Source organism: Bacillus cereus group sp. BfR-BA-01379, from assembly GCF_022663605.1.
Taxonomy (GTDB): domain Bacteria; phylum Bacillota; class Bacilli; order Bacillales; family Bacillaceae_G; genus Bacillus_A; species Bacillus_A mobilis.
On record NZ_JAKUFT010000002.1, the window covers coordinates 18,327 to 33,504 of the forward strand.

Consider the following 15,178-nt stretch of genomic DNA (forward strand, 5'->3'; position numbering starts at 1 on the left):
GTCTTTTTACACTTTTAGGCATATGTCTGCTTGCTGGAGGGTATGAATGATGTTTAAAAATTTTCCTTTTTTTAAAAGTAAAAAGGACGCATCGTTTGATCATCTCGTTGAAGAAGTGAAAAAAGGATACATCCCAGAACATATTGCCATCATTATGGATGGTAATGGTAGATGGGCAAAGAGGAGAGCGATGCCTCGTATTGCGGGACATCATGAAGGCATGCAAGTTGTAAAGAAAATTACAAAATTTGCAAGCAAACTTAATGTTAAAGTATTAACTCTTTATGCTTTTTCGACTGAGAACTGGAAAAGACCGAAAAAGGAAGTTGACTATTTAATGAGGCTTCCAGAAGAATTTTTGGGTACATTTTTACCAGAATTGATTGAAGAGAACGTACAAGTCCGAGTAATAGGACAACAAGATCGTCTTCCTACGCATACACGCAGAGCGATGGAGAAGGCCATGGAAGATACGAAAGAGAATACGGGATTAATTCTTAATTTCGCGTTAAACTATGGAAGTCGAGATGAAATCGTTTCTGCTGTGCAACATATGGTGAAAGATAGTGAGGAAGGAAAAATTCGCGTTGAAGATGTAAGTGAAGAAATGCTTTCTTCCTATTTAATGACGAGTTCTTTACCTGACCCAGAGTTGTTAATCCGTACGAGCGGTGAGCTACGTATTAGTAATTTCATGTTATGGCAAATTGCATATTCGGAATTTTGGTTTACAGATGTGTATTGGCCAGATTTTACCGAGGAACATTTGCTAAATGCGATTACAGACTTTCAGCATAGAGGGCGCAGATTCGGAGGCGTGTAGAAAGAGAGGGTTTGGTAGTGAAACAGAGAATTATTACTGGAGTGGTTGCTGCCGCGCTATTCATTCCCATCGTAATTTACGGTGGCGTGCCTTTTACGGTTTTAGTGTATGCACTTGCTTCTATAGGTTTATATGAATTAATTCGTATGAATAAGCTTACGCTTATTTCAGTACCAACAGTTTTAGCGGCAGTATTATTATGGATTATTTTAATTCCAAGTAGTGCATCAGAACTGTTTACGCAGATTGGATTAGGTAAATTAGAAATCACATTTGTGATTGTTTTATTACTTTTATCATATACAGTCCTTTCTAAGAATACATTTACTTTTGACAATGCTTCATTTTTGCTAATGGCAACAGCATATGTTGGAATGGGATTCCTATATTTGAATGAAACGAGAATATTGGGAATTAAATATGTGTTTTGTGCATTATTTGTTATATGGGCTACTGATTCAGGCGCATATTTCGTAGGAAAAGCATTAGGAAAAAGAAAATTATGGCCAGAAATTAGTCCTAATAAAACGATTGAAGGTTCATTAGGTGGCATCGTTTGTGGAATTGTTGTGGCAGTTGTTTATAATATGTTCTTCCCAGTTGAGGCTAATGTAGGGATTTTAATTGTGTTGACAATTATCATTTCTATTTTTGGACAAATTGGCGATTTAGTACAATCTGCATTTAAACGTCATTATGGCGTAAAGGATTCAGGTACAATTTTACCTGGGCATGGCGGTATATTAGATCGAACAGATAGTTGGTTATTTGTTTTACCAATTCTCTACTTCTTATTACAATATAATTAATAAATGAACGAGGGGTTGGAGTCATGAAAAACATTAGTTTATTAGGTGCAAGCGGATCAATTGGTACACAAACTTTAGATGTATTACGCTCGCACCCAGACCAATTCCGTCTCGTTGCTTTTTCTGTAGGGAAAAATATTGACTACGCAGTAAAGGTAATTCAAGAATTTTCTCCGCAAATCGTCTCTGTGCAAAGAGAGGAAGATGTTTTAAAATTACAAGCTGTCTCTGGTAATACAAAAATTGTATATGGTAGTGAAGGGCTTTTAGAAGTAGCATTACATCCAGATGCGGAGATTGTAGTAAATGCTGTTGTAGGTAGCGTAGGGTTGTTACCAACACTTCGTGCAATTGAGGCGAAAAAAACAATTGGAATTGCAAATAAAGAAACATTAGTAACTGCAGGGCATCTTGTAATGGAAGCAGCGCGAAAACATAATGTTTCGTTACTTCCAGTAGATAGTGAACATTCAGCTATTTTTCAATGTTTGAATGGTGAAAATGAAAAAAGAATTTCTCGACTGGTTATTACTGCTTCTGGTGGAAGTTTCCGTGATAAAACGAGAGATGAATTGCATCATGTGACCGTAGAAGATGCGCTTCGACATCCAAACTGGTCAATGGGTTCGAAAATTACAATTGATTCTGCTACAATGATGAATAAGGGGCTAGAAGTAATTGAAGCACATTGGCTTTTTGGTATCCCTTATGAGCAAATCGATGTTGTTTTACATAAAGAAAGTATTATCCATTCTATGGTTGAATTTGAAGATCGTAGTGTAATGGCACAGCTTGGCTCACCTGATATGCGAGTACCAATTCAATACGCACTTACATATCCTGATCGATTGCCTCTTTCAGACACAAAACAGTTAAATTTATGGGAAATAGGAACGTTGCATTTTGAGGAAATGAACCAAGAACGATTCCGTTGCCTACGTTTTGCGTATGAAGCTGGAAAAGCAGGTGGAAGTATGCCAGCTGTAATGAATGCAGCGAATGAAGTAGCTGTTGAAGCTTTTTTACAAAAGAGAATTGGTTTCTTAACAGTGGAAGACCTCATTGAAAAAGCAATGAACCATCACAATGTCATTGCACGTCCGAGCTTAGAGGAAATTCTGGAAATTGATGCAGCCACAAGACGGTTTGTGATGGAACAAATTTAGCAAAGGTGGTTATGGAATTGAATACAGCGATTGCCTTTATATTAATTTTCGGTGCACTCGTATTTTTCCATGAGCTAGGGCATCTATATTTCGCAAAAAGAGCAGGTATTTTATGCCGTGAGTTTGCGATTGGTTTTGGTCCGAAAATATTCTCATTTGAAAAGAATGAAACGGTGTATACGATTCGATTACTGCCCCTTGGTGGCTATGTAAGAATGGCTGGCGAGGATGCAGACACAGTTGAGTTAAAGCCTGGGAAAAAGGTTGGCCTTGTATTAAATGAAAAAGACGAAGTTGCGAAATTAGTTTTTGATGGATATGAAAAGTACCCAAATGTTCGTGTCATTGAAGTCGAACAAGCTGATTTAGAGCATAATTTAACAATTTCGGGCTATGAAGAGTACGAGGAAGAGCTTCAAACATTCCGAGTGAATGAAAAGGCTCGTATCATTACTGCAGGTGAAGAAATTCAAATTGCTCCGTATAATAGGCAGTTCGGCTCTAAGAAATTGGGTCAACGTGCTTTAACAATCTTTGCAGGTCCTGCAATGAACTTCATTTTAGCATTTGTTATTTTTGTGATTCTTGGATTTGTACAAGGTGTTCCTGTTGACAAGCCAATGGTCGGAAAAGTGATGGAGAATAGTGCAGCACAGCAAGCTGGATTAAAAGAAAATGATACAATTCAAGCAATCGATGGGAAGAACACAAGTACATGGAAAGATGTTGTTTCTATTGTACGTGAAAACCCAAATAAAGAAATTACGTTACAAGTAAAGCGTGATAGTGAACAGTTTAATGTAAAAGTAACGCCAACGCTCGATAAAGAAGGTAAAGAAGAAGTTGGTAGAATTGGTGTTTACTCTCCAGTAGAGAAAACAGTAATGGGTTCTATTAAATCAGGTTTTGAACAAACTTACCAATGGACGAAACTAATTTTTGAGTCTCTTGTGAAATTAGTAACTGGTCAATTCTCTATTAATGAGTTGTCAGGTCCAGTAGGGATTTATAATCTAACAGATCAAGTTGTAGATTATGGATTTACACGTGTATTAAGTTTAGCAGCAGTTTTAAGTATTAACCTTGGTTTATTTAATTTACTACCAGTCCCTGCTTTAGACGGTGGACGTTTGTTCTTCTTCTTAATTGAAGGGTTACGAGGGAAACCAATTGACCGCCAAAAAGAAGGTATGGTTCACTTTATTGGTTTTGCATTATTAATGTTACTAATGTTAGTTGTAACTTGGAATGACATTCGTAAGTTTTTCTTGTAAAATAAAGTGAAACTTATAATGAAATAGAGATCGTAGAATAAAATCCCTCACCTAACTCGAGGTGAGGGGTTTTACTGCGTATAAGAGTAAAATGAAGAGGTGCGAATAAATGAAACAAAGTATGGTATTCAGTCCTACATTACGTGAAGTTCCAGCTGATGCGGAGATTAAGAGTCATCAGTTATTACTTCGTGCAGGTTTTATGCGTCAAAATGCTTCTGGTATTTATAGTTTTCTACCATTTGGTTTAAAAGTACTACACAAAGTAGAACGTATCGTTCGAGAAGAAATGGAGCGCGCAGGTGCTGTAGAATTATTAATGCCAGCAATGCAAGCTGCAGAATTATGGCAAGAATCAGGCCGTTGGTATTCTTACGGATCTGAATTAATGCGTATGAAGGATCGTAACGCTCGTGAATTCGCATTAGGAGCGACACACGAGGAAGTAATTACAGATCTTGTACGTGATGAAGTGAAGTCATATAAAAAATTACCGTTAACATTATACCAAATTCAAACAAAATTCCGTGATGAACAAAGACCTCGTTTCGGTTTATTACGTGGAAGAGAGTTCCTAATGAAAGATGCATACTCTTTCCATGCTACACAAGAGAGCTTAGATGAAGTGTATGATCGTTTATACAAAGCATACTCTAATATTTTTGCTCGTTGTGGCTTGAATTTCCGTGCGGTTATTGCTGACTCTGGGGCAATGGGCGGAAAAGATACACATGAATTTATGGTATTGTCTGATGTTGGTGAAGATACAATTGCATACTCTGATACATCGGATTATGCAGCGAACATCGAAATGGCTCCTGTTGTAGCTACGTATACGAAGAGTGACGAAGCAGAAAAGGCACTTGAAAAAGTAGCAACACCGGATCAAAAAGCAATTGAAGAAGTATCTGCATTCTTAAACATTGAAGCTGACAATTGTATTAAGTCTATGGTATTTAAAGTAGATGAGAAATTAGTAGTTGTACTTGTTCGTGGTGATCATGAAGTCAACGATGTAAAAGTGAAAAATGTATACGGTGCTTCAGTTGTTGAGCTTGCTTCTCATGAAGAAGTGAAAGAACTATTACATTGTGAAGTTGGTTCATTAGGACCGATTGGTGTAACAGGTGACATCGAAATTATCGCTGACCATGCTGTAGCATCAATTGTTAACGGATGTTCAGGAGCGAACGAAGAAGGATTCCATTATGTAAATGTAAATCCAGAACGTGACTTTAAAGTAAGTCAATATACAGATTTACGCTTCATTCAAGAAGGAGACCAATCTCCGGACGGAAACGGAACAATTCTTTTCGCACGCGGAATTGAAGTTGGTCATGTATTCAAATTAGGAACACGTTATAGTGAAGCAATGAACGCAACATTCCTAGATGAAAACGGAAAAACACAACCACTTATTATGGGTTGTTACGGTATCGGTGTATCTCGTACAGTGGCAGCAATCGCAGAGCAGTTTAATGATGAGAACGGTCTAGTTTGGCCAAAAGCTGTAGCACCATTCCATGTGCATGTAATTCCAGTAAATATGAAATCTGATGCACAACGTGAAATGGGTGAAAACATATACAACTCATTACAAGAACAAGGATATGAAGTGTTACTAGATGATCGTGCAGAACGTGCAGGTGTTAAATTTGCAGATGCAGATTTATTCGGCCTTCCAGTTCGCGTGACAGTTGGTAAAAAAGCAGACGAAGGTATTGTAGAAGTGAAAGTACGTGCTACAGGCGAGTCTGAAGAAGTGAAAGTAGAAGAACTTCAAACATATATTGCAAATATTTTAAAATAAGAAGGGGTACCTCGTAATGAGGTACCTTCTCTTTCTTTGTAAACGTATTTTGTAAAAGAAGAAGGGAGAAATCTTTCTTTGTAGTACGTTTCAATTTATAATAGCAAATGGAAGGAGAGTGCTTATGTCTTTAACAAATGAACAAAAAGAGCGATTTCAAATTTTGCTCCAGCAGTTGCAAATACCAGATGACCTTATAAATCAATATTTACAAGGCGGTGGTATTGAAAGGCTCGTTATTGATAAAGCGAATAAAAGTTGGCATTTTGATTTACAAGTGCCACGTATTTTGCCTACAGAATTATATGAATTGCTAGAAACAAAGCTTAAGCAATCATTTTCTCATATTGCAAGAACAACATTTGCATTAGAAACAGAGAATAAACAATTTACAGAAGAAGAAGTGAGGGCGTATTGGCCGCTTTGTACGGAACGAATTACATTTTCACCTATGTTTGCTTACTTAAAGAAGCAGCTTCCGCAGGTGAATGGAGTGAAGTTGCTAATAAATGTGAATAACGAGCTGGAATCTACTGCTTTAAAGAAAAACGTTGCGAAACCAGTAGGGGATCAATACGAAGCTTTTGGATTCCCGCGTTTTCAGTTAGACACACATATACAGCAAAATACAGAAGAAATGCAAAAGTTTCGTGAACAAACGCAGCAAGAAGACCGTGAACGTGTTATACAAGCTATGGAAGAAATGGCGAAGAAGCAAGCTGAAGAAAGTAGCGTTGTGCATGAAGGACCGGTTGTGCTTGGGTATCTTATTAAGCCAGACGAAGAGATTACACCGATGCGAGAAATTCAAGATGAAGAAAGAAGAAAAACAGTTCAAGGGTATGTCTTCCATGTAGAAACGAAAGAGCTTCGTAGTGGCCGTACGTTATTAACGCTAAAAATAACAGATTATACGGATTCAATTATGATCAAAATGTTCTCACGTGATAAAGAAGATATTCCTATGCTGCAATCCTTGAAAAAAGGAATGTGGGTGAAAGCGCGTGGTTCTGTTCAAAATGATACATTTGTTCGAGATTTAGTAATGATTGCAAATGATATTAATGAAATAACAGGACCGTCTCGTAAAGATAAAGCGCCAGAAGGTGAAAAACGTGTAGAGCTGCATCTTCACACACCGATGAGCCAAATGGACGCTGTTACGCCTGTTTCTCGACTTGTTGCCCAAGCAGGTAAATGGGGACATGAGGCAATTGCTGTTACAGACCATGCTGTTGCACAGTCTTTCCCAGAGGCATATTCTGCGGGTAAAAAGGCTGGGGTCAAAGTTATATATGGTGTAGAAGCGAATTTAGTTAATGATGGTGTACCGATTGCATATAACGAAGCGCATCGTTTACTTGCAGAGGAAACGTATGTTGTTTTCGACGTTGAGACGACAGGTTTATCAGCTGTATACGATACTGTTATCGAGTTAGCGGCTGTAAAAGTAAAAGGCGGCGAAATTATTGACCGCTTTGAATCTTTCGCAAATCCACATCAACCATTATCTGCGACGATTATTGAATTAACAGGTATTACAGATGATATGTTAACGGATGCACCAGAAGTGGACGAAGTGTTTAAAAAGTTTGAAGAATGGATGGGCGACCATACACTTGTTGCTCATAACGCAAGTTTTGATATGGGCTTTATTAACGTAGGTTTTAAAAAGGCTGGACTAGAAAAAACGAATAATCCTGTTATTGATACGTTAGAACTTGCAAGATTCTTATTCCCAGAAATGAAAAACCATCGATTAAATACGATGTGTAAAAAGCTTGATATTGAATTAACGCAACATCACCGTGCGATTTATGATACAGAAGCAACGGGATACTTACTTGTGAAAATGTTAAAAGATGTGATTGAAAAGGGATTTGAATATCACGATCAATTAAATGATAGCATGGGGCAAGGGGATGCGTATAAGCGTGGACGCCCAAGTCATATGACGTTACTTGCCACATCAGATGTAGGATTGAAAAATTTATATAAACTTGTTTCCTATTCTCACCTAAATTACTTTTACCGAGTACCACGAGTACCAAGGTCACTATTAAAAAAATATCGTGAAGGAATTTTAGTAGGAACGGCTTGTGATAAAGGTGAAGTGTTTGAGGCGATGATGCAAAAAGCTCCTGAAGAGGTAGAAGAAATTGCGCAGTTCTATGATTACATTGAAGTAATGCCTCCAGAGGTGTTACGTCATTTAGTAGAGCGTGAACTTGTTCGAGATGAGGGACAATTAAAAACAATCATTTCTAATTTAGTAAAACTTGGTGAGACGTTAGATAAACCAGTTGTTGCTACAGGAAACGTGCATTATTTAGATCCAGAGGATGGAATGTATCGCAAAATTTTAGTTAGTTCGCAGGGTGGAGCCAATCCGTTAAACCGACATTCATTACCGCCTGTACATTTCCGTACAACGGATGAAATGTTAGAGTGTTTTTCATTCTTAGGTGAAGACGTTGCGAAAGAAATTGTTGTAACGAATACACAAAAGGTTGCATCATTAATTGGTGATGTTCATCCAGTAAAAGATGATCTATATACACCGAAAATTGAGGGTGCAGATGATGAAACGCGTGATATGAGTTATAAAATGGCGCGTAGCATTTATGGTGAAGAGTTACCTGAAATTGTAGAAGCGCGTTTAGAAAAAGAATTAAAAAGTATTATTGGGCATGGATTCGCCGTAATTTATTTAATTTCACATAAGCTTGTGAAAAAATCGTTAGTAGACGGATATCTAGTAGGTTCGCGTGGATCGGTAGGTTCTTCATTCGTTGCAACGATGATGGAAATTACAGAAGTAAACCCATTACCACCACACTATGTATGTCCGAAGTGTAAGCAATCAGAATTCTTTAATGATGGTTCTGTAGGTTCTGGTTTTGACTTGCCGGATAAAGAATGTCCTGCATGTAATGTTCCATACGTGAAAGATGGACATGATATTCCGTTCGAAACGTTCCTTGGATTTAAAGGAGATAAGGTACCCGATATCGACTTGAACTTCTCCGGGGAATACCAACCACGTGCCCATAACTATACGAAAGTACTGTTCGGTGAAGATTATGTCTACCGTGCGGGTACAATAGGTACAGTTGCGGAAAAAACCGCTTATGGGTATGTAAAAGGTTATGCAAATGATCATAACTTAACGATTCGAAATGCAGAGATTGACCGCTTAGTATCAGGATGTACCGGTGTAAAACGTACGACTGGACAGCATCCAGGTGGTATTATCGTTGTGCCTGATTACATGGATATTTTTGATTTTTCACCAATCCAGTTCCCGGCAGATTCAATAGGTGCTGAGTGGAGAACGACACACTTTGATTTCCACTCGATTCATGATAATTTATTGAAACTTGATATACTAGGACACGATGATCCAACTGTTATTCGTATGTTACAAGATTTAAGTGGTATTGATCCGAAAACAATCCCAACAGACGATCCGGAAGTAATGAAAATTTTCTCAGGACCTGAATCGTTAGGTGTAACGGAAGAACAAATTAACTGTAAAACAGGTACACTTGGTATACCAGAGTTTGGTACGAAATTCGTAAGGCAGATGTTAGAAGAGACGAAGCCTACGACATTCTCTGAGTTAGTCCAAATTTCAGGACTATCGCATGGTACGGATGTATGGCTTGGTAATGCAAACGAGTTAATTTATAACGGTACATGTACGCTGAGTGAAGTTATCGGTTGTCGTGATGACATCATGGTATATTTAATCTATCAAGGTTTAGACCCATCATTAGCCTTCAAAATCATGGAGTCGGTTCGTAAAGGTAAAGGTGTACCAGAAGAATGGGAAGAGGACATGAAAAGTAATAATGTACCGGGTTGGTATATTGATTCATGTAAGAAGATCAAGTACATGTTCCCTAAAGCCCATGCGGCTGCTTACGTACTTATGGCTGTACGTATTGCATATTTTAAAGTGCATTTCGCGCTTCTATTCTATGCGGCATACTTTACAGTTCGTGCAGATGACTTTGACGTAGAGGCGATGGCGAAAGGCTCAGCATCTATACGTGTAAAAATTGATGAAATTGCACAAAAAGGTTTGGATGCAGCGCCGAAAGAGAAAAGTTTATTAACAGTACTAGAAATGACACTTGAAATGTGTGAGCGTGGATACTCATTCCAAAAGGTTGATTTATACCGTTCGCATGCAACAGAATTTATTATTGATGGGGATTCTTTAATTCCTCCATTTAATGCAGTGCCTGGACTGGGTACAAACGCCGCTTTAAGTATTGTAGAAGCACGTAAAAATGGAGATTTCTTATCAAAAGAAGATTTACAGCAGCGCAGTAAGGTTTCGAAAACAATTATTGAGTATTTAGATAGTCAAGGTTGCTTAGGCGATCTACCTGATCAAAACCAGTTATCACTGTTCTAGTAGGTAGGAAAAGTCTTTGCAAATCAACATTTGCTATGGTATACTATTAACCGAGATAACCATGTCATGTATATTGTGTAAAAAAAAGAGTGGGGAAACCCACTCTTTCGTGTTACTATCTACGTTTTATTGATGTGGAGAGGTAAGAAATTTCTGTCGTATATACATATTTTGTTACAAGTTTTACTTCTTAAATTTGGTAATACTAAGACAGATATTCCCTGCTTAACGGCAGGGGCTTTTGTTAGCTAACGAGAAAGAATAAGATAAACCGTTTTATGGACGGAGTCTTTTCTTGTAAATGGTACATGACGGCAGGAAGGAGGCTGTTTATGGATAAGAAAGTCACAGAAGTAGTAGAAGCATTTGCGCAGCCAATCGTTGAAGAGTTAAATCTTGAACTTGTAGATGTAGAGTATGTGCAAGAAGGACAAGACTGGTTCTTACGCGTATTCATCGATTCTGAAAAGGGAGTCGACATTGAAGAATGCGGTGCGGTAAGTGAACGTTTAAGCGAAGCTTTAGATAAAGAGGATCCAATTCCTCATCTTTACTTTTTGGATGTATCATCTCCTGGAGCGGAACGCCCATTAAAGAAAGAGAAAGACTTCCAGCAAGCGGTAGGAAAACAAGTGGCAATTAAAACATATGAGCCGATTGATGGTGAAAAAATGTTTGAAGGAAAACTACTTTCCTACGATGGTACTACAATTACACTATTATTAACAATTAAAACACGTAAAAAAGAAATCCAAATTTCAATGGACAAAGTTGCAAATGCGCGACTTGCTGTTACGTTTTAGTTAGAAGGGGGATCTTCATGAGCACTGAGTTGTTAGATGCCTTGCTCGTATTAGAGTCAGAAAAAGGAATTAGCAAAGATATTATTATTGATGCGATTGAAGCAGCGTTAATCTCTGCTTATAAACGCAATTTTAACCAAGCACAAAACGTTCGTGTGAGCTTTAACCCAGAAGTGGGCACAATTCAAGTATTAGCACGTAAAGACGTTGTTGATAATGTGTTTGATCCACGTCTTGAAATTTCTGTTGAAGAAGCAAGACAAATTAATCCAAACTATCAAGATGGTGACGTACTAGAAATTGAAGTAACACCAAAAGATTTCGGTCGTATTGCAGCACAAACTGCAAAACAGGTTGTAACACAACGAGTGCGTGAAGCAGAGCGTGGTGTTATTTACTCTGAGTTTAGTGACCGTGAAGAAGATATTATGGTGGGTATCGTACAACGTCAAGATGCTCGTTTCATCTATGTAAGCTTAGGGAAAGTAGAAGCTTTATTACCTGTAAGTGAGCAAATGCCAAACGAACAGTACAAACCACATGATCGTATTCGTGTATTCATTACGAAAGTAGAAAAAACAACAAAAGGACCACAAATTTACGTATCACGTACACATCCTGGTCTTTTAAAACGTTTATTCGAAATGGAAGTTCCTGAAATTTATGATGGAACTGTTGAAATTCGTTCTGTAGCACGTGAAGCAGGCGATCGTTCTAAAATTTCTGTACATGCAGAGAACATTGATGTTGATCCAGTAGGTTCTTGTGTAGGACCAAAAGGACAACGTGTACAACGCATTGTAGACGAACTAAAAGGCGAAAAGATTGACATCGTTCGCTGGTCAAATGATCCAGTAGAATATGTTGCAAATGCTTTAAGCCCATCACAAGTTGTTAAAGTACTTGTAGATGAAGAAGAAAAAGCAACAACTGTTGTTGTTCCAGACCACCAACTGTCATTAGCTATTGGTAAGCGTGGACAAAATGCACGTCTTGCAGCTAAATTAACAGGTTGGAAAATTGATATTAAGAGTGAGTCTGATGCGAAACAACTTGGTATTGTAACAGAAGAAGATAGCGTAATCGCATTCGGATTCGATTCAGTTGAAGACGAAATCGAATAGAGGTGATGAGTATGAGCAATCGAAAAGTTCCGTTACGAAAATGTGTTGCAACGCAAGAAATGAAATCAAAACGAGAGCTCGTTCGCATTGTTCGTTCCAAAGAGGGAGAAGTGTCCATTGATTTAACTGGAAAGAAATCAGGACGAGGTGCTTATTTATCAAAAGATAAAGATAGCATTCTTCAAGCCCAAAAGAAAAATATTTTGGAACATCATCTAAAAGCGAAAATCGACGGTTCTCTATACGAAGAGCTTCTTGAGCTTGTTGAGAAGGAGTCGAAATAAGTGTCCGATTGGAAATCGTTTTTAGGACTAGCAAACCGGGCTCGGAAAATTATTTCGGGTGAAGAACTTGTTTTAAAAGAAGTACGAAGTGGCAAAGCAAAGCTTGTATTGCTATCTGAAGATGCGTCAGCAAATACTACAAAACGCATCATGGATAAAACGACGTATTACAACGTACCAATGAGAAAGGTCGAAAATCGACAACAATTAGGGCATGCGATTGGGAGAGATGAGCGAGTCGTTGTAGCTGTGTTAGATGAAGGCTTTGCGAAAAAGCTGCGTAGCATGCTCGATACAAATTACCGGGGGTGAAGGTATGAGTAAAATTCGAGTGCATGAATATGCAAAACAACATAATATCTCAAGTAAAGATCTTATGACAAAACTAAAAGAAATGAATATCGAGGTTTCGAATCATATGACAATGTTAGAAGATGAAGTAGTAAATAAATTAGATAATGCGTATCAAACTGAAAAACCTTCTGTTGCAGATGAGTTTGAAGTAGAAGAAAAAGTTGTTCGTAGTAAAAAGAACAGCAATAAGAAAAAGAAAAAAGGCAAAGGAAATGAAGACAAACGTCAAGATAACTTTGCTGGAAGACAACAAACACAAACTGTAGAAACACCAGATAAAGTTACTTTCTCTGGAAGTCTTACAGTAGGTGAGCTTGCTAAAAAATTAAGCAAAGAGCCGTCTGAAATTATTAAGAAGCTCTTTATGCTTGGAATTATGGCAACAATTAACCAAGACTTAGATAAAGATACAATTGAGTTAATTGCTACTGATTATGGTATTGAAGTAGAAGAAGAAGTAGTTGTAAGTGAAACTGAATTTGAAACATTCATCGATGAGCAAGATGATGAAGAGAACTTAAAAGAGCGTCCAGCTGTAGTTACAATTATGGGGCACGTTGACCATGGTAAAACAACTTTACTTGACTCTATCCGTAATTCAAAAGTAACTGCAGGCGAAGCAGGTGGAATCACTCAGCATATTGGTGCATACCAAGTTGAAGTAAATGACAAGAAGATTACATTCTTAGATACGCCTGGTCACGCGGCATTTACAACGATGCGTGCTCGTGGTGCGCAAGTAACAGATATTACAATCCTTGTTGTTGCAGCTGATGACGGTGTTATGCCACAAACAGTTGAAGCGATTAGCCATGCGAAAGCAGCTGGAGTACCAATTATTGTAGCTGTGAATAAAATGGATAAACCAGCGGCAAATCCTGATCGTGTAATGCAAGAATTAACAGAATATGAATTAGTTCCAGAAGCTTGGGGCGGAGATACAATTTTCGTACCAATTTCTGCAATTCAAGGTGAAGGAATTGACAACTTACTAGAAATGATTCTTCTTGTAAGTGAAGTTGAAGAATATAAAGCAAATCCAAACCGCTATGCAACTGGTACTGTAATTGAAGCACAACTTGATAAAGGTAAAGGAACTATCGCGACATTACTTGTTCAAAACGGTACACTTCGAGTTGGAGATCCAATCGTTGTTGGTACTTCATTCGGACGTGTTCGTGCAATGGTAAGTGACATTGGTCGTCGTGTAAAAGTTGCTGGACCATCAACTCCTGTTGAAATTACAGGTTTAAACGAAGTACCACAAGCGGGAGATCGTTTCATGGCATTCGCTGATGAGAAGAAAGCTCGTCAAATCGGTGAATCACGTGCACAAGAAGCGTTACTTGCTCAACGTGGTGAGAAATCTAAATTAAGCCTTGAAGATTTATTCCAACAAATCCAAGAAGGCGATGTAAAAGAAATTAACTTAATTGTGAAAGCAGACGTACAAGGTTCTGTAGAAGCAATGGCAGCGTCACTTCGTAAAATTGATGTTGAAGGTGTTAAAGTTAAAATTATCCACACAGGCGTAGGTGCGATTACAGAATCTGATGTTATTTTAGCTTCTGCATCTAATGCAATTGTAATTGGATTTAACGTACGCCCTGATGTGAATGCGAAGCGTACAGCTGAATTAGAGAATGTTGATGTTCGTTTACACCGTATTATCTATAAAGTAATCGAAGAAATCGAATCAGCAATGCAAGGTATGTTGGATCCAGAATTCGAAGAAAAAGTAATCGGTCAAGCGGAAGTACGCCAAACATTCAAAGTAACAAAAGTTGGAACAATCGCAGGTTGTTACGTAATTGACGGTAAAATTACACGTGATAGTGGCGTGCGTATTATCCGTGATGGCGTAGTAATTTTCGAAGGACAACTTGATACGTTAAAACGTTTCAAAGACGACGTAAAAGAAGTTGCACAAAACTATGAGTGTGGTATTACAATTGAGAGATATAATGATCTTAAAGAAGGGGACATCATTGAAGCGTACATTATGGAAGAAGTGAAGCGATGATTATCGCTTCACTCTCATTCGAGTGTATGATTTACGATGTGCATTCTTTAAAAGAGAAACGAGCAATTTTGCAACGGGTGCTAACTCGTGTGAAGCAGCGTTATAATGTAGCTGTTTCAGAAGTAGGGCATCAAGATGTATGGCAACGTACAGAAATTGCAATTGTTTCTGTATCCTCTAATCGTGTTATTTGTGAAAAAGAAATGAATCGTGTACTCGAGTACATCGATTCATTTCCTGAAATTGAACGTACAATAACACAATTGGAATGGTATTGAATGA

General features: G+C 38.0%; 12 protein-coding genes. All 12 read left to right on the top strand.

Features of this window, described 5'->3' with window-relative positions:
- Positions 1-46: 46 nt before the first annotated feature.
- The 12 genes from uppS (at position 47) to MR113_RS01135 (ending at position 15,174) form a co-directional block, all read left to right on the top strand.
- Complete coding sequence (gene uppS / locus MR113_RS01080; RefSeq protein WP_073516081.1) at positions 47-823, top strand: isoprenyl transferase; 777 nt, start codon at positions 47-49, stop codon at positions 821-823.
- Positions 824-840: 17 nt separating this feature from the next.
- Positions 841-1,632, top strand: a complete 792-nt coding sequence (cdsA, locus tag MR113_RS01085; RefSeq protein ID WP_000813582.1) for a phosphatidate cytidylyltransferase — start codon at positions 841-843, stop codon at positions 1,630-1,632.
- A gap of 23 nt (positions 1,633-1,655) precedes the next feature.
- Positions 1,656-2,798, top strand: a complete 1,143-nt coding sequence (gene dxr / locus MR113_RS01090) for a 1-deoxy-D-xylulose-5-phosphate reductoisomerase (protein ID WP_242250671.1) — start codon at positions 1,656-1,658, stop codon at positions 2,796-2,798.
- Between the two features lie 17 nt (positions 2,799-2,815).
- Entirely contained in the window at positions 2,816-4,072 is a 1,257-nt protein-coding gene (rseP, locus tag MR113_RS01095; RefSeq protein ID WP_242250677.1) for an RIP metalloprotease RseP, read from the top strand.
- Positions 4,073-4,181: 109 nt separating this feature from the next.
- Positions 4,182-5,882: a proline--tRNA ligase gene (locus MR113_RS01100; protein ID WP_242250678.1), complete on the top strand. Its 1,701-nt coding sequence runs from the start codon at positions 4,182-4,184 to the stop codon at positions 5,880-5,882.
- Between the two features lie 124 nt (positions 5,883-6,006).
- On the top strand, positions 6,007-10,308 hold the full coding sequence (locus MR113_RS01105) for a PolC-type DNA polymerase III (RefSeq protein WP_242250685.1): 4,302 nt from the start codon (positions 6,007-6,009) through the stop codon (positions 10,306-10,308).
- 332 nt (positions 10,309-10,640) lie between these two features.
- On the top strand, positions 10,641-11,111 hold the full coding sequence (gene rimP / locus MR113_RS01110; RefSeq protein WP_000359099.1) for a ribosome maturation factor RimP: 471 nt from the start codon (positions 10,641-10,643) through the stop codon (positions 11,109-11,111).
- A gap of 17 nt (positions 11,112-11,128) precedes the next feature.
- Positions 11,129-12,235, top strand: coding sequence for a transcription termination factor NusA (gene nusA, locus MR113_RS01115; RefSeq protein ID WP_000102596.1), 1,107 nt, complete (start codon positions 11,129-11,131; stop codon positions 12,233-12,235).
- Between the two features lie 11 nt (positions 12,236-12,246).
- Positions 12,247-12,519, top strand: coding sequence for an RNase P modulator RnpM (rnpM, locus tag MR113_RS01120; protein ID WP_242250687.1), 273 nt, complete (start codon positions 12,247-12,249; stop codon positions 12,517-12,519).
- Positions 12,520-12,831 (top strand): YlxQ family RNA-binding protein, encoded by a 312-nt coding sequence (locus tag MR113_RS01125; RefSeq protein ID WP_001286520.1) that lies wholly within the window; start codon positions 12,520-12,522, stop codon positions 12,829-12,831. It begins immediately after the preceding gene.
- Between the two features lie 4 nt (positions 12,832-12,835).
- Positions 12,836-14,896, top strand: coding sequence for a translation initiation factor IF-2 (gene infB, locus MR113_RS01130; RefSeq protein ID WP_000036353.1), 2,061 nt, complete (start codon positions 12,836-12,838; stop codon positions 14,894-14,896).
- Positions 14,893-15,174: a DUF503 domain-containing protein gene (locus MR113_RS01135; protein ID WP_000582364.1), complete on the top strand. Its 282-nt coding sequence runs from the start codon at positions 14,893-14,895 to the stop codon at positions 15,172-15,174. The genes infB and MR113_RS01135 overlap by 4 nt, the downstream gene beginning before the upstream one ends.
- The last annotated feature ends 4 nt before the right edge of the window (positions 15,175-15,178 follow it).